General features: G+C 31.3%; 17 protein-coding genes. All 17 read left to right on the top strand.

The window, feature by feature from the left end; genetic code table 11:
- Positions 1–139 precede the first annotated feature (139 nt).
- The 17 genes from B2694_RS04045 to B2694_RS03965 all read left to right on the top strand — a co-directional run bounded on the left by B2694_RS04045 (position 140) and on the right by B2694_RS03965 (position 20,385).
- Positions 140–1,240 carry an energy-coupling factor ABC transporter permease gene (locus B2694_RS04045; RefSeq protein ID WP_346884684.1) on the top strand — a complete coding sequence of 367 codons (1,101 nt, stop codon included), beginning with the start codon at positions 140–142 and terminating at the stop codon, positions 1,238–1,240.
- Between the two features lie 14 nt (positions 1,241–1,254).
- A complete protein-coding gene (gene cbiQ, locus B2694_RS04040) occupies positions 1,255–2,064 on the top strand; it encodes a cobalt ECF transporter T component CbiQ (protein WP_346884683.1) in 810 nt (269 codons plus the stop codon).
- Positions 2,065–2,850 (top strand): ABC transporter ATP-binding protein, encoded by a 786-nt coding sequence (locus B2694_RS04035; protein WP_346884682.1) that lies wholly within the window; start codon positions 2,065–2,067, stop codon positions 2,848–2,850.
- A 49-nt stretch (positions 2,851–2,899) separates the two neighbouring features.
- Positions 2,900–3,271, top strand: a complete 372-nt coding sequence (locus B2694_RS04030) for a PH domain-containing protein (RefSeq protein WP_035130653.1) — start codon at positions 2,900–2,902, stop codon at positions 3,269–3,271.
- A gap of 164 nt (positions 3,272–3,435) precedes the next feature.
- Positions 3,436–3,672 (top strand): hypothetical protein, encoded by a 237-nt coding sequence (locus B2694_RS04025; RefSeq protein ID WP_346884681.1) that lies wholly within the window; start codon positions 3,436–3,438, stop codon positions 3,670–3,672.
- Between the two features lie 161 nt (positions 3,673–3,833).
- The gene (locus B2694_RS04020; protein WP_346884680.1) at positions 3,834–5,363 is read left to right on the top strand and encodes an ABC transporter substrate-binding protein; all 1,530 of its coding nucleotides are present in this window, start codon (positions 3,834–3,836) and stop codon (positions 5,361–5,363) included.
- A 122-nt stretch (positions 5,364–5,485) separates the two neighbouring features.
- Positions 5,486–7,180, top strand: coding sequence for a sensor histidine kinase (locus B2694_RS04015; RefSeq protein WP_346884679.1), 1,695 nt, complete (start codon positions 5,486–5,488; stop codon positions 7,178–7,180).
- Positions 7,167–8,771, top strand: coding sequence for a response regulator transcription factor (locus B2694_RS04010; RefSeq protein WP_346884678.1), 1,605 nt, complete (start codon positions 7,167–7,169; stop codon positions 8,769–8,771). The genes B2694_RS04015 and B2694_RS04010 overlap by 14 nt, the downstream gene beginning before the upstream one ends.
- 280 nt (positions 8,772–9,051) lie before the next feature.
- On the top strand, positions 9,052–10,548 hold the full coding sequence (locus tag B2694_RS04005) for a sugar ABC transporter ATP-binding protein (protein ID WP_346846418.1): 1,497 nt from the start codon (positions 9,052–9,054) through the stop codon (positions 10,546–10,548).
- 13 nt (positions 10,549–10,561) lie between these two features.
- The gene (locus B2694_RS04000) at positions 10,562–11,578 is read left to right on the top strand and encodes an ABC transporter permease (protein ID WP_414632291.1); all 1,017 of its coding nucleotides are present in this window, start codon (positions 10,562–10,564) and stop codon (positions 11,576–11,578) included.
- A 65-nt stretch (positions 11,579–11,643) separates the two neighbouring features.
- A complete protein-coding gene (locus B2694_RS03995; protein ID WP_346884677.1) occupies positions 11,644–12,630 on the top strand; it encodes a sugar ABC transporter substrate-binding protein in 987 nt (328 codons plus the stop codon).
- Between the two features lie 68 nt (positions 12,631–12,698).
- Positions 12,699–13,736, top strand: coding sequence for an NAD(P)-dependent alcohol dehydrogenase (locus B2694_RS03990; protein WP_346884676.1), 1,038 nt, complete (start codon positions 12,699–12,701; stop codon positions 13,734–13,736).
- A gap of 25 nt (positions 13,737–13,761) precedes the next feature.
- A complete protein-coding gene (gene xylB, locus B2694_RS03985) occupies positions 13,762–15,276 on the top strand; it encodes a xylulokinase (protein WP_346884675.1) in 1,515 nt (504 codons plus the stop codon).
- A gap of 213 nt (positions 15,277–15,489) precedes the next feature.
- The gene (locus B2694_RS03980; protein ID WP_346884674.1) at positions 15,490–17,163 is read left to right on the top strand and encodes a sensor histidine kinase; all 1,674 of its coding nucleotides are present in this window, start codon (positions 15,490–15,492) and stop codon (positions 17,161–17,163) included.
- 4 nt (positions 17,164–17,167) lie between these two features.
- Positions 17,168–17,869 carry a LytTR family DNA-binding domain-containing protein gene (locus B2694_RS03975; protein WP_346884673.1) on the top strand — a complete coding sequence of 234 codons (702 nt, stop codon included), beginning with the start codon at positions 17,168–17,170 and terminating at the stop codon, positions 17,867–17,869.
- Between the two features lie 105 nt (positions 17,870–17,974).
- Positions 17,975–19,411, top strand: a complete 1,437-nt coding sequence (locus B2694_RS03970) for a carbon starvation protein A (protein WP_346884672.1) — start codon at positions 17,975–17,977, stop codon at positions 19,409–19,411.
- Between the two features lie 341 nt (positions 19,412–19,752).
- Positions 19,753–20,385 (top strand): histidine phosphatase family protein, encoded by a 633-nt coding sequence (locus B2694_RS03965; protein WP_346884671.1) that lies wholly within the window; start codon positions 19,753–19,755, stop codon positions 20,383–20,385.
- The last annotated feature ends 167 nt before the right edge of the window (positions 20,386–20,552 follow it).

The following is a 20,552-nucleotide window of genomic DNA, read 5'->3' as shown; positions in this document are numbered from 1 at the left end:
GCATTTCGATTTACAACTGAGGATTGGTATCGATTGGTGTCGAAAGGGCTGCGTTTCGATTTACAACTGAGGAGATAAAATAGATGGTTTTAAATGCTTAACTTTGGGGAGCATTTTATTTTGTAAAGGAGTGGATATTATGCATATGGCTGATGCTTTGATTTCACCAGTGGTGGGAGGAACTATGTTGGCTGCTACTACTGGAATTACAGCTTATTCAATTAAAAAAATACAGAATGATATGGATGAAAAGAAAATTCCCTTAATGGGGGTAATGGGAGCCTTTGTTTTTGCTGCACAAATGATTAATTTTTCAATCCCTGGTACTGGTTCTAGTGGACACATTGGAGGAGGAATACTACTTGCAATATTATTAGGACCCTATGCGGGATTCTTAACTATGGCTTCTGTTTTGTTAATTCAAGCACTGTTCTTTGGAGATGGTGGGTTACTTGCCTATGGTTGTAATGTATTTAACCTTGGATTTTATACTTGTTTTATAGCATACCCTTTAATTTATAAATGGTTTACACGTAAAGGGATTACAACTAAGAAGATCTTTGGTGCCTCAATGGCATCTACTATAGTTGGTCTTCAAATAGGAGCTTTTAGCGTTGTACTTCAGACTCTTTTGTCAGGAAAGACTGAATTGCCTTTTGGAACCTTTTTATTGTTAATGCAACCAATACATCTAGCAATTGGAGTAGCTGAAGGGTTTGTTACATCAGCAATTGTTACTTTTGTATGGAAGGCTAGACCAGAAATTTTAGAAAAGGCAGCTAAAGGAGAAGCTCTTGGTAATATATCTATGAAAAAGATACTTACTAGCCTGGTAATTGGAGTAGTTTTAGTTGGCGGAACGCTTTCTTGGTTTGCCTCTTCAAATCCTGATGGATTGGAATGGGCTATGGAAAAAACTTCAGGAACAGCAGAATTTGAAACACCAGATGGAATTCATAATACATTATCAGAAATACAAAGTAAGATAGCGTTTTTGCCTGATTACAGTTTTAAGACAAAGGAAGATGAAAGTGAAGAAGAAACACCTTTAGAAGTTGAAGAGCAATGGCCTGCAGTTAGTGCTGGAACAAGTGTTTCAGGTATTGTTGGTGGAATATTGACACTGGCACTGGCAGCATTCACAGGATTTGTTATCAGCTTAGTTAAAAAAAGAAAAGAAAAGTTTAATAATAAAAATAAGCTAGGTGGTAATGAAACCACCAGTAAAATTCTACAATAAGGATTTGATTTTACATGGCAAAAGTAATAAATTCTCTTTATAATATGAGACTTCTAGATGATTTAGCAGGGAAAGAAACCACAATACATAGGCTTCATCCCATTACAAAGTTATTAACTACAATTGTTTATCTAACTGTAGTTGTATCATTTGGAAGATATGAAATTAGTAGTCTTTTGTCTTTTATTTTCTATCCTGTGGTTATTTTTGTGTTAGCAGAGCTGCCAGCTGTTCCAATCCTTAAAAGACTATTACTTGTAGAACCTTTTATTATTGGAATTGGTATATTAAACCCTATATTTAATCATCATACAATGGCTCTAGGTGATATTGTTATTTCAAGAGGATGGGTAATATTTTTATCTATTTTTATAAAATGTGGGTTAACGGTGACTGTTAGTATTTTATTAATTGCAACTACAGGAATGGATAAATTGGCTGTAGCATTGCGTATGCTGAAAGTTCCTAAAATCTTTGTATTACAGTTATTATTAACATATAGATATATATCTGTGCTTATAGAAGAGGTTTCTAGAATGATGAGAGCATATTTCCTTAGGGCGCCTGGACAAAAGGGCATACATAGAAATGCTTGGGGTTCTTTTGCAGGACAGTTGATACTTAGGACATTTGATAGGGCACAACGGGTGTATCAATCTATGAATATGAGAGGATTTGAAGGTGAGTATAATACAGGAACTATTGAAAAATTAAGCTTTAGTGATTTTGCGTATTTAGCAGGTTGGAGTATATTTTTCATTTTAGCAAGAATTTATAATATACCTATGATTATAGGTTCATTAATTACGGGGGTGATTAAATAGATGAGTTGTCATAAACTTGAGGTAAGGAACTTATATTTTTCCTATCCTGATGGACATGTAGCAGTAAAAGATATATCATTCACAATCCATCACGGTGAATCTGTGGGAATTATTGGTGCCAATGGTGCAGGAAAGTCCACACTATTAATGCTTTTGATGGGAGTTCTATTTCCAAGTAACGGAGAGGTGGTCATAGGAGATGTGTATGTATCAAAAAAAACATTACCCTTGATTCGTCAGAGGTTAGGAATGGTTTTTCAAGACCCTGATGATCAGTTGTTTATGACAACTGTATATGATGATGTGGCTTTTGGACCACGAAATTATAATTTTGATGAAAAAGAAGTTGAAATCAAAGTTACAAAGGCTTTAGAGTTAGTAGGAATATCTCACTTGAAAGATAGAGCACCCTTTAAATTATCAGGTGGAGAAAAGCGAGCTGCTGCAATTGCGTCGGTTCTATCAATGGAACCGGATGTATTAGTTATGGATGAACCAACAGCATCTTTAGATCCTAAATCAAGACGAAGATTAATCAATTTATTAAAAGGCTTTCAGCATACAAAGATAATAACTAGTCATGATTTAGATATGATATTTGATACATGTAAAAGGGTTATCGTGATAAAGGAAGGAGAAATTGCTGCAGCTGGAAACACAGTGGATATTTTAAGTAATGCGGATTTACTAAATGACTGTGGATTAGAAATACCTCTTTCACTTCAGAATTGTCCTATCTGTGGATCTTTAAAAAAATCATTTATTGAAGAAGGTTTTTTTAGATAAATGCAGAATAGTAAATAGATACAAGAATTTACTATAGGAGGTAAATGAAATGGCAGAAACACAAGGTATATTAACATGGACACTAGTATCTGAATGTCCAATTCCAAATGACGTTAATGATTTATTGGTTGAAGGAGAAGTAGCGATTGCTGCTTATAAAACATTTCGAGATAGTGCAATTTTTACCAATAAAAGACTAATTGTAAGAGATGCACAAGGACTTACAGGCAAGAAAGTAGAGGTTTATTCTTTACCATATTCTTCTATAAACATGTGGTCTACTGAAAATGCAGGGAAGCTTTTTGATCTTAGTGCAGAAGTTGAATTATGGACTAGAGCGGGTCAAATCAAAGTAAATCTGCAAAAGGGAGTAGATATACGTAAATTGGATAAGTTAATAGCTAATGCACTTTTAAAGTAATAATACATGAATATAAAAGTGTAATATATTTATTAAATAGCCGTTACTTAAGTTTTTAAGTAGCGGCTTTAACTTTTATAAACTTTACTTTGAGATTCATCATAAAGTATTCTTAGTTGCATTGTCATGGTATTTAATGTAAAATGATATTAGGGGGTGATTAGATGGAAGAAGACATGAAGTTGAAATCAACACCAATACAAAGGAATGAATATGATGTTGCCATTGAATTAACTAATTTATATTTTTCATATCGAACAGATTCACCAGAAGTTGAAGAAATTCAACAGGTATATGCTAGATTTTATGCTGTAGTTTGTGGAATGGATGTTAAATTCAGAAATGGTATACCTGTAAACAAGATTGAAGAATTATTACCAGAAACATTAAAAGAAAAATAAGTTTATTGAAGAACTCTCATTTTGAGGGTTCTTTTTTAAATATTTTTTAATAGAGTAGCATTTTAATGAAAAAATAGTGATTTAATCATTTAAATATGTAGAATTATTATGTATAATGTAGCTAAATGGAATAGAATTTTATATGAAAACAAAGGAGGAAGGTGATTATTATTAGGAGTAAAATAATTTATATTTTTATTGTAATTATGGCTGTAATGATGCTTTGTTTAACTACTTATAGCGAAAACATAATAATGGCTAAGTCTAAAGATGATGAATTAATTAGTAATAAAATTAAAGGGCCTTTTTATCCATGGGATGATGAATTACCCAATATAGAAACACCAGAGGGATTTCAATGGAGGGAATTTCAAGGTACTACCCTTAATTTTGTAGTAGAAAATAATATAAATGCTAATATTCTTTCTAGGGAGTGTAGAAATTTTACTGAAAAAACTGGTATTAGAGTAAACATTAGACCAATGGATTATAGTACAATGATAAATAAGATAAATAACGATTTTATATCTGAGAGAGCAAAGTTTCAACTTGTTTATGTAGATCCATATCAAACTCTTAACAGGTTTCATAATAATCTAGAGGATTTAAATTTATATAATAATGATCCTAGAATGCCTCATATACCAGGAGGTATGGAGGATTTTTTTGATGATCAGGTAAATATTCTATCCTACTTTGGAGATAAAACTAAGTTATGTGCTATACCGTTTGATACTACAACCATGATTTTCTTCTATAGAAAGGATATTTTCGAAAAGTATAGAGAACAGTTTATGGCTGAAAATGGATTTGATTGGACTCCAGGACAGAAAGATTTTACTTGGGAAAGGTATTGTATTGTTTCAAAATGGATTGATGAAAATGTTCCGGATGAAGAAGTTAAATATGGAAGTGCACAAATGGCTCAATTACATAATTCAGTATATTGCGATTTTTCTAATGTCCTTGAATCCTATGGAGGGGATTATTTTGATGATCCCTATGTTAATACATTAGGAGTAGAAAAACCCAAAATGGTTTCAGTTAAAAATCATAACCTTGAAGATGGATTAAGTATGTACAAGCAGATGATAGAAGTGGGTGCACCAGATAGTATTAATTGGAATTGGACGGATACTGCGGAAGCTTTTAAGAATGGTGAAATTGCAATGATGGCAAATTGGGATGAAAATGGAGCTGTAGTAGAAAATCCTAATTTATCTAAAGTGGCAGGTAAGGTTGGTTATAGCATCTTGCCATATGGAAATGTGAGAAGTGCCAATATATATGGAGGAGCAGGAATAGGAATTAATAGTAATGCTTCAGAAATTGAAAAGAAGGCTGCCTGGTTATTTATAGTTTGGGCAACTGCACCTCAGACTCAAAGTATGGTTTTATGGGAACCAGAAGGTGGAAGCATGCCACCGAGAAAATCTGTATATAATAGCAAGGATGTACAAGACATTATAGAAAATGTAAAAAGTGATACAAATGAAATAAGTAATTTAAACCACTTACCTGCACTGTTAGAGGTCTGGAAAGAGGATAATGTATATTTTAGATCTAAGATTAGTAATTTCTATTTTGTAGAGCAAATAATTATTAATAATGTAAGAGATATGGTTAAGAATGATTTAGATCCTAAGGTAGTAGCAGATAAAATTTTTAAAGAGTTGAGTTTACTACAATGAAGAGCGGGTATAAAATGAGAACTTCATGGATTAGAAAGAGCTTTAAAAACAAATTGCTAGTTATTTTTATTCTATTAATATTTATACCTATTGGATTTATATATATTATTTATAACAATGTTATGAAATCAATTATTACTACAAAGTATAGTGAATCTGCAAAACAATCTGTATATGAGGCAGGAAGCAATATTGATTTTATAATTGATAGCATTGCTGACCTGTCAGACATGGTTATTACTAATAGAGATTTTATTGAAGGTTTGAAAGGCTCATCAACTGAAAGTCATGAGGAACTAAATAATATACTGAGAAATTTTTGTACTACAAATGAAGAGGTGGAAAGTATATACCTTACAACTAAACATAATATTTATAATGTAGGGGCTAGCAAAACCTATGTTAAACAGGGAATTGATATTAATAATATCAATAAGACTCATGGTGAGTTAGTTTGGTTTGATACAGTTCCTGTTAGAGTTAAGATATTGTCGGGAGAAATTCCTAAGAATTATTTTTCTTTAGGAAGAAAGATAATAGACTTAAATAGCTTAAAGGATATGGGAACAATATTTATTGATGTAGATGAAACAATATTAGAGGATTCTTATAAAAGTCTAATTACAGAGGAGAATAGTGAATTATTTATTTGTAATGAAAAGGGTCAAATAATTAGCCATCCTAATAAAGAAATTATAGGAAAGAATATAAAAGAAAAAAATTATGCAAAAGAAGTTCTATCAGCTAAAATAGATATGGGTTCAATAGCGTTTACTGATGATAATGTTGAAAAGGTATGTATATACTCTAATATTACATCAACAGATTGGAAGATTGTAAAGATAGTAACTAAAGAGTATCTATACAAAGAAATTACAAATATGCAACGATATATGTTAATAGGTGTAATAATTTATGTAGTTATAACTATAATAATTTGTTTATTCTTTTCGTCTCAAATTTCAAAACCCATGGTGAGTATGAGAAATATGATGAAGAAGGCTGAAGATGGAGATTTACATGTGCGCATAAATATAGATAGAATTGACGAGTTAGGGGAACTTGGAAACAGCTTTAATAATATGATAGGGAAGATGAATGAAGTTGTTGATAAGTTAGTAGAAGAAGAAAGAATAAAAAAAGAGTTAGAACTTGAGACATTGCATGCTCAGATTAATCCACACTTCCTGTATAATACATTAAATACTATAAAGTGGATGGCAAAGATACAAGGGGATAAATCTGTAAGTAATGCAGTAACTTCCCTGATAAAACTTCTAAGGGTAAGTATAAACTTAGGAAAGGAAATGATTACTCTAGAGGATGAGATAGACTACGTTAAGAACTATATTAAAATACAAAATCTAAGATTCAATGAAAAAGTTAACATTATTTATAATATTCATGAAGACTGCCTTAATTGCTCAATACCGAAATTAATTTTACAGCCCATTGTAGAGAATTCTTTGATATATGGAATTAAGGAAGATGAAGAAGAGGAACCATTGGAAATATCTATAAATGCATATATAGAAGGTGAAAACTTAATTATTCTTATAGAAGATAATGGACCTGGTATCAGTGAAGAGGATTTAGAAAAAATCTTTACTAAAGAAAAGGATGTAAATAAATTTAGTAAAGTTGGATTAAACAATGTTAATGAAAGAATAAAGCTTTATTGTGGTGAAGAATATGGAATTAAGATAGGAAATAGAAGTGAAATGGGTACCTATGTTAAGGTGACGATTCCTAGGGGTATAATGAGGAACCCTACTGGTGACTTTTTAGTAGATAAAGAGGGTGATGAAAGTTTATAAGGTTTTAATTGTAGATGATGAGGTTCTTGTAAGAGTAGGATTAAAATCCACAATAGATTGGAATAGCATAGGTTTTACAGTTATAGGTGAGGCTCCAAATGGTGAAAAGGCCTATGAGATGTATAAGCTATATAACCCAGATGTAATTATAACAGATATAAAAATGCCTAAGAAGGATGGTTTATGGTTAACTGAAGAAGTAAGAAAAGAAGATAGCTTAACTCAAATACTGGTATTAACTTGCTATGATGATTTTACAAATGTAAGACAAGCTCTAAAATGTGGAGCTAATAATTATATTCTTAAATCAGAGGTAGAGGATGAGGAACTTATAAGTACCATGTTAGAGGTAAAAAGAAATTTAGATAATATAGATAAGGATGCACTAGGTAAGGATAAGGCTAGTGAAACCTTAATGAAGAGTAAAAATCAGCTTATAGAATATCTTATAGATGGTTCAAGTTCCTTTGATGAAGTAGATTTTGAGGGGTTTAAACAGATAGACTTTAATATTTATGGAGGGAAATATTCTATTTTAGGTTTCTTACCTGAAACTAATGATATTATTACATCCATTAAAGAAAGAGAAAATGAAAATGTGAAAAATGCTATGATAGAGCTTATAACGTGGATATTTTCTAAAGAAAAAATACAATGTCTTTTGAAGGAAAAGGAGGATGGACTTATATATTTTATATCCAAGGAAGATATTAAATATGGCGAAGTACAAGAGGTAATTAAATATATAAAGACCACTGTAATGCAATATTTTAATATTAAGCTAGATGCAATATATACACCTATGTTTAGTGAGCTTAGAGAATTTCCAAATTATTTTAAGGAATATATAGAAAAAACAAAAGATATATTCTATTTGCCTTTGGGTTCTGTAGTAGAAACTAGAGAAAATAAAGAATTGAAGGATATAAATATGCTGAAGTTCGAAAAACAATCTAAGAGTATTCTTATAAACTTTATAGAAGAAGGAAATCTAGAGGGTGGAAAAAGTCATATAGAGAGTATAGAGAAGAAAATAAATTGTTGTAAAATATCAGAGTTAACATGTAAGCTTATGTATTGTAATATTATTGTTAGTATATTAGAAAAGTATGAAGAATATTTTCAAGGTAATGATTATGATACCTTATATCAGGGGTATTACAATAAAATTATGGATTCTACAAGAATTATGTTTATATCAAAACTAATGTGTAAATTTTTAGAGGAGATATGTCAGTTAGTTCTAAGAATAAGGGATGATCAGAATTCTAAATATATTATAAATAAAGTTGTGGAGTACATTGAAAAAAATTATTCAAGTAAAGTTACCCTAGAAGATATCGCTACACATATTAATCTATCTAAACAATACCTATCATTTTTATTTAAAAAAGAGACAGGAATAAATATTTCTTCTTATATTATTAATCTGCGTATAGAAAAAGCGAAGGAAATGATTAATAAAGGTGAAGATAGCATGAAGGTTATCTACCAAAGGGTTGGATTTACAGATCAACAGTATTTTTATAAGACTTTTAAAAAAGTAACAGGATTAACTGTAGGTCAATATAAAGATACCATACAAAAATAGATAAAGTGTAGCACATTAATACTATTTAACTATGTTAAGTAGTATTTTTTTTATATAAAATTAAGATTAATGAAAAAAATGTAGAAATATATATAATTATGTTGCACAAATATATTAATATATTACACAAAAATATTAATATATTACACAAAGAACTTTGTGAAAAATTAGGCGAGAATAATTTACACAAAACTAAGGTTATTTTCCATTATAGGTTAATTATTTTTTTATTATAATTATGCCATAGAATGAAATTAAAAGTTTACAAGGGGGGATAAAGGTGGAGAGCAATATACCAAAGCTAGAATTAAAAGGTATACAGAAATTTTTCCCAGGAGTAACTGCCTTAGCAAATGTAAGTTTTTCTGTTAAAAAGGGAACGGTTCATGTGCTTTGTGGAGAAAATGGAGCTGGTAAGTCTACACTTATGAAGATAATAAATGGTATATATCAGCCTGATGGTGGAAGTATTCATATAGATGGAAAAGAAGTTAAGATACAGAATCCTATTGAAGCTCGTAAGCATGGTATATCTATGATATTTCAAGAGCTAAATTATATACCTGAGATTACTATTGAAGAAAGTATATTTTTAGGAAGAGAGCCTGTAAATAAATTAGGAAAAATTAATTGGAAGAAGATTAGAAAAGATACAGAAGAACTTTTAAAACAAGAAAATTTACCCTATTCGCCAACAACACAATTTAAAGATCTTACAGTATCAGATATACAAATGCTAGAGATACTAAAGGCTATGTCTTATAATTCACAGGTTATTATCATGGATGAACCTACATCTGCAATTACTAGAAAAGAGGTAGGAATTCTCTTTGATAAGATTGCTGAATTAAAAAGTAAGGGTGTAAGTATAATATACATATCTCATAAGATGGAAGAAATCTTTAAAATAGCTGATGAGATAACAGTTATAAGAGATGGTGTCGTTATTGATACTAAGCCAGCTAGTGAGTTAGATATAGACAAGGTTATTTCTCTTATGGTAGGCCGTAAAATTACCAATGCATATCCTAAGGAGGATATTAAAATCGGAGAAACCATGTTAGAGGTTAAAGAGCTAACTGATGGAAAACACTTTGAGGATATTAATTTCCATGTGAAAAGAGGAGAAATTGTAGGTTTTGCAGGTCTTATGGGAGCAGGTAGAAGTGAAGTGGCTAGAACAATATTTGGACTAGACCCATACCTATCAGGTGAGATTAAAGTTAAGGGTAAGGAAGTAAAAATAAAAAATGTAAAGGATAGTATTAACAATGGAATAGTTATGCTATCAGAAGATCGTAAGAGATATGGAATAGTAGGAATTAGAAGTATAACTGAAAATGTATCCATATCTAATTTAGAGAAATTCTTTTATAAGGGTCATCTACATAGTAAAAAAGAGATTAGTAGTGTATCAAATATATGTGAAAGAATGAAGGTAAAATGTCCTAATTTAGAAACCTCTATTGATTCTCTAAGTGGAGGAAATCAACAGAAGGTAATATTTGCAAAGTGGATGCTTAGAAATCCAGATGTTCTTATACTTGATGAGCCAACAAGGGGAATCGATGTAGGAGCAAAGTACGAAATATATAAACTTATTACAGAACTTGCAAAAGAAAATAGAGCAGTAATAATAATAAGTTCTGAATTACCAGAGCTCATAGGTATGTGCGATAGAATCTATGTTATGGCATCTGGAAAAATTACTGGAGAAATAGATAGAGAAAAGGCTACACAAGAAGCTATTATGAAGTTAGCTACAAGGGGGGAATAGAAGGATGAAGATGATAGATATTAGACATAAATGGTCAAAAACCTCAAGTAAATATAGTATTTACGTTGTATTACTTGCTATGTTTATGGCATGTTCTTTAATCAGTCCTGTATTTTTATCAGGAGAAAACTTAACCAATATATCAAGACAAATATCAATAACCACTATTATTGCTTTTGGTGAAACAATTTTAATTATATGTGGACTTATAGATTTATCAGCAGGTTCAGTTCTGGCTTTATCAGGTCTGCTTTCTGTTGCAGCCTTTAAGGCTACAGGTTCTTTGGAAATAGCAGTGCTAGTTGGAGTACTTGTAGGTGTTATATGTAACTTTATCAATGGGATAATGGTAACTAAGTTTAAAGCACCTCCATTTATTGCCACATTAGCTATGCAAACTGTAGCAAGAGGAGCAGCCTTATTATTTACAAATGGTCAAAATATTTATCAAATAGGAGACTTTATTGTACTAGGACAAAACTCTATAGGATTTATTCCTATTCCTGTAATATTCATGACTGGAATTACTCTTTTAACTTGGTACATCCTAAAACATACAAAGCTAGGTAGATGTGTTTATGCAGTAGGTGGTAGTGAAGAGGCTTCAAGAGCTTCAGGAATAGATGTAAATAAAACTAAGATGAAGGCTTATCTTATAAATGGTATATTTGTTGGAATCGCAGGTGTGTTATTTATGTCTCGTGTTAATGCTGGACTTCCTAATGCTGGTATAGGAGCAGAATTTGAAGGAATGACCGCTGCAATAATTGGTGGAACAAGCTTTACTGGGGGAATAGGAACTGCAGGTGGAACCCTTGCAGGAGCATTCATTATGGGATTCTTAAACAATATAATGAACCTAGTAGGAATACAATCTTATATGCAACAAGTAGTAAAGGGAGTAATTATTGCATTTGCAGTAATTTACGATATAAAATCTAAGAACAAAAGAGAAAGTAAAAAACTAGGTAGTATTACCGATAAAACAAAAGACAAAACTCTAGTGAAAACCAAAGGAAGTTCTGTTTAAACTAAATCAAGTTAATTAAAAATCAAAATATAATAAAAATAATATTATTAGGGGGAGAAAATGATATGAAAACAAAGAAAATATTAGCTTTAGCCATGTCATCGTTACTAGCATTATCACTTACTGTGGGATGTACTAATACTTCAAAGGAGGAACCAGCTGCAGAAGGCGAAAAGACTTATAAAGTTGCATATATTGCAAGAGCACAAGGAGATTCTTTTGCTGCTTGGCTTGCAAATGCAGTAAAGGATGAAGTAGCTGCAAACTATAAGGATGTACAGGTAGATATATTTGATGGAGATAGCAAGAATGAAGTTATAGCATCTCATATTGAGAATGCGGTTACAAAAAAATATGATGCAATTCTTCTTCAACCATTTGATTCTGAAGCACAAGTAGCACCAGCTATGGCAGCTATGGATAAAGGAGTTAAGGTTATTACAGTAAACAATCGTATTAATGATAATGATAGAGCAGCGGCAGTAGATGCAGACCCAGTTGACCAAGCTGCTAAAAATGCAAAACTTGCTTTAGAGCAAGTCCCTCAAAATGGAAAAGTTGTAGTTCTTATGGGACCAGCAGGTAATATGCACTCTGATAAGAGGCGTGAAGGATGGGAAAAAGAATTCTTTGCAAAGAGACCAGATGTTAAAATCTTAGATGAGCAAATTGCAAATTGGAATAAAGATGAAGCGATGAGATTAATGGAAGACTGGATTCAAACTCATGGAGAAATTGATGCAATAATATCTATGAATGATAACATGTGTGTAGGAGCTCTTGAAGCAGCTAAAGCAGCAGGAAAGACAAATATATTATCATATGGTGTTGATGGAACAGCAGAAGCTTGTTTAGCTATAAAAAATGGTGAAATGACATCAACTACTCTTCAAAGTGCTTACGAGCTTGCAGGAAAAGCTGTTAAGTTAACATATGATGTTATGACTGGTAAAGTAGAGCGTGATACTATAATGGTAGATTGTCCATTAATCACAAAGGATAACGCTGATGAGTTTATAGAAATTCATAAAAAAGCAGGTAATATAGACTAATAAAAAATGTAGACCTTGTACAGTTTTGTGCAAGGTCTATAATTGAACTTAATTTAGGAGGAATAAAGATGATAAACAAGGCAGTATATATGTGTGGAACTCATAATATGGAAACAAGAGATATTGAGGTTTCAGCTCCAAAGGATAAAGAAGTACTTATAAAATTAGAATATGTAGGAATATGTGGTTCAGATGTACATTATTATGAGCATGGTAGAATAGGAGACTTCATAGTAGATGGAGATTTTATTTTAGGTCATGAGTGTGCTGGAGAAATAGTTCAAGTAGGCCCTGGAGTTAAGAATTTAAAAGTTGGAGATAGAGTTGCTTTAGAACCAGGTCAAACTTGTGGTCAATGTGAATTTTGTAAAAGTGGTAAATATAATCTATGCCCAGATGTTGAGTTTCTAGCAACACCACCATATCATGGTTCTTTAATGAATTATATAACATATCCAGAAAATATGTGTTTTAAACTACCAGACAATGTATCAACTAAGGAGGGTGCTTTAGTTGAACCTTTAGCAGTAGGATTACATGCTGTATCACAAGGAAATGTAAAATTAGGGGATACAGTTGTAGTTTTAGGTGCAGGATGTATAGGTCTAGTAACTTTATTAGCTTGTAAGGCATATGGTGCTACAAATGTTATTGTTGTAGATGTTATAGATAAGAGATTAGATTATGCCCTAAAATTAGGTGCAACTAAAGTTATAAATGCTAAAAATCAAGATGTACTAGCTGTAATAAATGAGATTACAAACAATGCTGGTGCAAATGTGGTTATTGAAACAGCAGGATCTGAACATACAATAAAGCAGACACCTTACTTAGTAAAAAGGGGTGGAGCTATTGTATTAGTAGGACTTGCACCAAAGGATATAATTGAGTTTGATTTTATGCAAATTATGACTAAAGAGGTTGAAATAAAAAGTGTATTTAGATATAGAAACATATATCCAGCTGCTATAGGAGCAATTTCTGATGGGAAAATTGATGTTAATGGAATAGTTACCCATGAATTTGATTTTAGTGATACAAAGGAAGCCTTTGACTATGTTATAGAAAATAAGAATGATGTAGTAAAGGCAGTTATTAAGCTTTAATAATTTTGATTGGAGTGGCTAGAAGATGAAGTACTTATTAGGCATAGATATTGGAACCTCAGGTACTAAAACAGTGCTATTTGATAGGGGAGGAAATCCGATTTCCTCTTCTACAGCAGAATATCCATTATATCAGCCAGAGATTGGTTGGGCAGAACAAGACCCACAAGATTGGTGGAAGGCAGTATGTATAACAATTAATCAGGTTATAAAAGATAGTAATATAAATCCGGAATACATTAGTGGTATTGGCTTATCTGGGCAAATGCACGGTTTAGTTATGTTAGATGGAGATGGAAATGTATTAAGAAAATCTATTATTTGGTGTGACCAACGTACAGCTAAGGAATGTGTTGAGATTACAGAAAAAGTTGGAGAAAAAAGATTAATAGATATTACAGCAAATCCTGCTCTAACAGGATTTACAGCGTCTAAAATACTTTGGGTTAGAAATAATGAACCTGAAATATATGAAAAATGTAGGAAAATATTATTGCCTAAGGATTATATAAGATATATGCTTACAGGTGAATTTGCTACGGAGGTATCTGATGCTTCAGGAATGCAGCTTTTAGATATTAAAAATAGGTGCTGGTCTAAGGAAGTCCTTAATGCTTTAGATATTCCTATAGAGTATTTAGGGGATGTACATGAATCAATTGTAGTCAGTGGAAAAGTTCATAAAAAAGCAGCGGAGGTTACTGGTCTTAAAGAGAACACACCTGTAGTAGGTGGAGCAGGAGATCAGGCAGCTGGTGCAATAGGAAATGGCATTATAAAAAGTGGACAGATATCTTCGACTATAGGTACTTCAGGAGTAGTATTTGCACATTTAGATGAACCTATAATTGATGAGAAAGGAAGAGTACACACCTTTTGTCATGCAGTGCCAGGTGCATGGCATATGATGGGAGTAACCCAAGGTGCAGGACTTTCTTTAAAATGGTTTAGGGATAATTTTTGTACTAATGAAATTGAAGTAGCAAAAGGTATGGGAATTGATCCATATGTACTTATGACTAAAGAAGCAGAGAAAGTGCCTGCAGGTTCGAGGGGAGTAATATATCTTCCATATCTCATGGGAGAACGTACACCACATTTAAATCCCAAGGCAAAGGGTGTATTTTTTGGACTTTCAGCTGCTCATACAAAAAATGAAATGCTAAGAGCTGTAATTGAAGGAGTATCCTATTCACTTTTAGATTGCATGGAAATCATTAAAGACACAGGAATGAATCCTACTAATGTGATGGTGTCAGGTGGAGGCGGAAAAAGTGAACTATGGCGTCAAATATTAGCAGATATGTTTAACTGTAAAGTATCTACAAATAAATCATCAGAAGGACCAGCCCTAGGGGTAGCATTGCTTGCAGGAGTTGGAACCGGCGTATATAAGGATATACATGAGGCTTGTAGCATAGCAATTTCTGAAAATAGTGTACAATTTTCAAAGGAAGAAAATTCCCTAGTATATAAAAGATATTATGAGATTTATAAGAAGATATATAATGATTTAAAAGGAACTTTTGAATTATTATAATAGATTAATTATATTACAATTTATTAAGTTAAGAATGAGCACTCCTAGGGGTGCTCATTCTTATTTAATACCACAAGTATTAATAACTTTGTTTATATATTTTAGAATTTTATATATAATATTTATAGAAGCTTATTTAGATATAAAAACAACTGGTAAAATATTCGATATATGTTTTTAAAATATGCATTTAGTGAAATGGAGTTAATTTTAATGGTAGAATTACTAAGAAATCTTACGAATAATTTAGGGTATGTAATCCTTATTGCTTTCTTTGTTTCAAGACTAGGGAGCTTTAAGAAAATAGTACAAAAGGACAAATTTAAAAAGAAAGATCTAATTGTGCTTTCAATAATTTTTGGAGCCTTTGGAATTTTGGGAACCTACACAGGAACAGAGGTTAATGGAGCCATTGCTAATACAAGAATTATTGGTGTAATGACTGGGGGAATACTATGCGGACCTTTTGTAGGGACAATGGCAGGTATTATAGCTGGAGTTCATAGATTGCTTGTAGATATTGGAGGAATTACATCAATACCTTGTACAATAACTACTATAATTTCGGGAATAGTTGCAGGTTTAATATATAGTAAATCAAATGAAAATAACAAGTGGTTTTACGGGTTATTTGGAGGACTTTTAATTGAAATTTTAGAAATGATTTTAATACTTACAATGGCACATCCCTTTAGCAATGCCTTAACCATTGTAAAGAGCATATATTTTCCTATGAGTTTTGCTAATGCTATTGGAATTGCAATTCTAATATTGATAATTCAAAAAATACTTAAAGAAAAGGAAGAAATTGCAGCAAAACAAGCACAAATCGCTTTAGAGATTGCAAATAAAACCTTACCTTATTTTAGAGAAATGAATGAAAATTCCTTAGAACAGATATGCGGAATAATAAGGGAATCAATTAATGCAGATGCAGTATCTATAACAAATAAAGAAAATATATTAGCTCACGTAGGAGTAGGAGCTGACCACCATATAAAGGGTCAAAAGATTATAACAGAGGCTACAAAAAAGGTTATTAGAGGAGGTAATTTACTTTATCTAACAAATGCAAATCAGATTGAGTGTCCTAATGTAAATTGTAGCTTGAAATCTGCAATTATTGCTCCTTTAAAAGAAGGGGATGAAGTAATAGGTACATTAAAAATATATTATTGCACTGATAATGCCATTTCCTTTAGAAATATAAATTTAGCTGTAGGCTTATCCCAACTTATTTCTACCCAGCTAGAAATAAGTAAGCTTGGAGAACTGAAAAATATGGCAAATAGGGCTGAAATAAAGGCGTTGCAATCTCAGATAAATCCTCATTTTTTATTTAATGCACTAAATACAATAATTTCCTTTATTAGATTTAATCCTAATAAAGCAAGAGAATTAATTATTAATTTATCTACCTACTTAAGGTATAATTTAGATATAGGGGAAAACCATGTAGATATTTATAAGGAACTAGAGCAGGTTAAAGCGTATGTAGAAATAGAAAAAGCAAGATTTGGAGAAAAACTTCATGTAGTTTATAACATTGAAGATGATTTAGATGTTAAGATTCCAAGTCTTATCATTCAGCCAATAGTTGAAAATTCTATAAAACATGGCATCTTAAAAGGTAAAGGCGAAGGAACAGTTACTATTGAAATCAAAAAAGTTTCCAAGGACAACATTATGATAACAATTGAAGATGATGGAATTGGAATTTCAAAAGATATTATAGAAAAAGTCTACGAAGGTAAAATGGAGGAAAATAAAATAGGCATATCGAATGTTCATAATAGATTAAAATACATTTATGGTGAAGGATTAAAGATAGAAAGTTTGCAAGGTGGTACTAGAATCAGTTTTAATGTGAGTAAGATAAGGGAGTGATTGTATGAACTGTATTATTGTTGATGATGAATCTCCTTCAAGAGAAGAATTAAAATATTTTATAAACAATTTCAGTAATATTAAAATCATTAGTGAATTTGATGATTCTATTAAGGCATTAGAATATATTGAAGAAAATAAACCAGATATTATTTTTCTTGATATTAATATGCCAAAGTTAGATGGTATTGCATTATGTAAAATTATTAATCACTTTCCAAAACAATCCCTTGTAATTTTTATTACTGCCCATAAAGATTATGCTGTAGATGCCTTTGAAATTCAAGCTTACGACTACATATTAAAGCCTTATTCAGAAGAACGAATAGTTAGTACATTAAAGAAAATTGATAAACTTTCAGATAAAAAGAGTATAAATAATAAAATAACCCTTTGGAAAGATAATAAGATGATTGTAAAAAATATAATGGATATTTCCTATTGTGAAGCAAAGGAACGAGAAACTTTAATTTATATTAATGGAGTACAATATAATGTAAACTGTAGTATTTCAGAATTTTATAAAAAACTTCCCAAAGAACTCTTTTATAGAAGTCATAGATCTTATATTATTAATACTGATAAAATTACAGAGATAGTTCCGTGGTTTAACAACACCTTTATGTTAAAATTACAAGGTGAGAAAGTTGATATACCCGTAAGTAGAAATAATATAGGTGAGTTTAAGCATATAATGGGCATATAAAAGCACTTGATGTGCTTTTTTTGTTTTTTCATGTATGAAACCGTATAAACTCCTAAAAAACATATTATAATTTTGTTAACAAATAATTAATTAGGAGGGGTCCAAATGGTATCATTTATTTTAGCGATTATTGCTCTTATTATAGGTTATTTTATTTATGGTGCAATTGTGGAAAAGGCTTTTGGAGCAGATGAAAAAATTCAAACTCCTGCTGTAAGGCTAGAGGATGGTGTAGACTTTGTTAAAATGCCTGCATACAAAATTTTCTTAATTCAATTTCTTAACATAGCAGGTTTAGGACCTATTTTTGGTGCAATTGCAGGTGCAATGTGGGGTCCATCAGCATTTTTGTGGATTGTATTTGGATGTATATTTGCAGGTGGAGTTCACGATTATTTTTCTGGTATGCTTTCAGTAAGGCATGATGGGACAAGTATTCCTGAAGTTGTGGGTCAATATCTTGGAAAAGGCTTCAAAAACTTTATGAGAGTATTCTCAGTAATACTTTTAGTTCTTGTAGGAGTTGTATTTGTAACGGGACCAGCAAGTATATTAAAAGGATTAACAGGATTGAACATTACAGTATTAATATATATTATATTTGCTTATTACTTAATTGCAACAATGGTTCCTATAGATAAACTTATTGGGAAAATATACCCTATTTTTGGAATTTGTTTATTAGTTATGGCCATTGGAGTTGGTGGTGCATTAATTTTTGGTGGATTTGATATACCAGAAATAATACCTGCTAATTTGATTAATATGCATTCAAACCCAGATAAAAATCCAATATTCCCAATGTTATTTATAACTATTGCTTGTGGAGCTATTTCAGGGTTCCATGCAACACAATCACCTTTAATGGCAAGATGTATAACTAGTGAAAAGCAAGGTAGAAAAATATTCTATGGTTCAATGATAGCAGAAGGTGTAGTTGCTTTAATTTGGGCTGCAGCAGCAATGAGCTTCTTTGGTGGAGTAGCAGAGTTAAATGCTACTATGGCAATGGAAGGTCATACAGCAGCTTGGGTAGTAAACGAAATTTGCGGAAGCTTACTTGGAAGAGTAGGTGGATTACTAGCTATACTTGGAGTTGTAGCATGTCCTATAACTTCTGGGGATACAGCATTTAGAAGTGCAAGATTAACTATAGCTGATTCATTTAAACTTGATCAAGGACCTATTAAAAATAGATTTATAATTAGTATTCCTTTATTTGTAGTAGGCTTTATATTAACTAAGATGGATTTTGGAATAGTATGGAGATATTTTGGATGGTCTAACCAAACTTTAGCTACAATAGTATTATGGACATCAGGCATGTACTTAGTTACTAAAGGTAAAAAACACTGGATTGCTACTATACCAGCTACATTCATGACAGCAGTATGTACATCTTACATTTTAATTGCACCAGAAGGCTTTAAGCTTTCTCAAAGTATTTCATATCTAATAGGAATTGTAAGTGCAATTGTAGCAATGGTAATTTTCTTAATAGCAGCAAAAAAAGTAGAAACAAAAGCAAAGGGTAAAATTTAAAATTCTATAAAGTTCATTATAAAAATACTAATGGAATAAAAGTACTTATAGGCTAGATACATAAAAAGTGTTTAGCTTATAGGTACTTTTTTATATATTTTTACGCGTTTAATACCATCTCTAATACTTCAATCTAATTTAAAGAGGGAGTGAAGAGTTGTTACATACCTGGATAAGGATTGTATTACAATAAATAAAATAGTTTACAAATTGTAACTATAAATTTATTATAGAAGTATGCAATTGTAATAATTAGGCTCTATAGTTGATTAATGTAATAGTATTTTAGGGTAAATGGTAGTTATAGTTTATTCGGTTACTAGGAAGGAGTGAGTGGTAAATTGGCTATATATATAGTTAGACATGGTATGGACAATGAAAATTATAGAGGTGGATGGAGTGATTTGGGTTTAATAGAGGAGGGCATGGAACAAGCCAAATTATTATCAAATTATTTAAGTGATAAGAAAGAAAAGTACAGTATTAATAAAATTATAAGCAGTGATTTAAGACGAGCTGTTGAAACAGCTAAGGAGATTGAAAGTAAATTAAATATACCAGTGAAGTATTGTAGTGATTGGAGAGAAATAAATAATGGAGTTCTGGCAGGAATGGATAACAAGGATGCATTAATAAAATATCCTGGACTCTTTTTTAATACACTAGAGATGAGTGAGAGATATCCAAATGGGGAAAGCCCTAGTGAGTTTTACAATAGAATACAAAGTGCTTTTCTAGAGCTTTGCAACAATATTTCAACAGGAATGGAAGAGGATGATGTAATGATTCTTACTCATGGTGGAGTAATAAATGTTTTATACTATATATTAAATAATATAAAGTGGACAAATAAGTCACCTAAACTATCTAAAGCATCTACTACTGGAATGCACAAAATTGAGCATATAGAAGGAAAATGGGAAATAGTTATGAGCAATAGTGTTGAGCATTTATATTATCATAGGGAAATATAAACCTAGATTTATAGAGAAATAGGAGTATATAAAACTATATGTCTATATAAATATTTAAATAGGAAAATATTTATATAGGAAACTATATAAATATAAAACTATATAAATAGTTGTGCTGTTCATGGGGGTTTTGGGGCTTTTTAAATATTGTCAACGATTTTTGACTT

This window comes from Clostridium sp. UBA4395, from assembly GCF_002390995.1.
Lineage (GTDB): Bacteria > Bacillota > Clostridia > Clostridiales > Clostridiaceae > Clostridium_J > Clostridium_J sulfidigenes.
This window is presented reverse-complemented; position numbering and strand designations above follow the sequence as displayed.

What these genes read in the sequence shown, in the direction of transcription:
- B2694_RS04045 (WP_346884684.1), top strand. Translation starts at nt 140, where the DNA reads ATGCATATGGCTGATGCTTTGATTTCACCAGTGGTGGGAGGAACTATG.
- cbiQ (WP_346884683.1), top strand. Translation starts at nt 1,255, where the DNA reads ATGGCAAAAGTAATAAATTCTCTTTATAATATGAGACTTCTAGATGAT.
- B2694_RS04035 (WP_346884682.1), top strand. Translation starts at nt 2,065, where the DNA reads ATGAGTTGTCATAAACTTGAGGTAAGGAACTTATATTTTTCCTATCCT.
- B2694_RS04030 (WP_035130653.1), top strand. Translation starts at nt 2,900, where the DNA reads ATGGCAGAAACACAAGGTATATTAACATGGACACTAGTATCTGAATGT.
- B2694_RS04025 (WP_346884681.1), top strand. Translation starts at nt 3,436, where the DNA reads ATGGAAGAAGACATGAAGTTGAAATCAACACCAATACAAAGGAATGAA.
- B2694_RS04015 (WP_346884679.1), top strand. Translation starts at nt 5,486, where the DNA reads ATGAAATCAATTATTACTACAAAGTATAGTGAATCTGCAAAACAATCT.
- B2694_RS04010 (WP_346884678.1), top strand. Translation starts at nt 7,167, where the DNA reads ATGAAAGTTTATAAGGTTTTAATTGTAGATGATGAGGTTCTTGTAAGA.
- B2694_RS03995 (WP_346884677.1), top strand. Translation starts at nt 11,644, where the DNA reads ATGAAAACAAAGAAAATATTAGCTTTAGCCATGTCATCGTTACTAGCA.
- B2694_RS03990 (WP_346884676.1), top strand. Translation starts at nt 12,699, where the DNA reads ATGATAAACAAGGCAGTATATATGTGTGGAACTCATAATATGGAAACA.
- xylB (WP_346884675.1), top strand. Translation starts at nt 13,762, where the DNA reads ATGAAGTACTTATTAGGCATAGATATTGGAACCTCAGGTACTAAAACA.
- B2694_RS03980 (WP_346884674.1), top strand. Translation starts at nt 15,490, where the DNA reads ATGGTAGAATTACTAAGAAATCTTACGAATAATTTAGGGTATGTAATC.
- B2694_RS03975 (WP_346884673.1), top strand. Translation starts at nt 17,168, where the DNA reads ATGAACTGTATTATTGTTGATGATGAATCTCCTTCAAGAGAAGAATTA.
- B2694_RS03970 (WP_346884672.1), top strand. Translation starts at nt 17,975, where the DNA reads ATGGTATCATTTATTTTAGCGATTATTGCTCTTATTATAGGTTATTTT.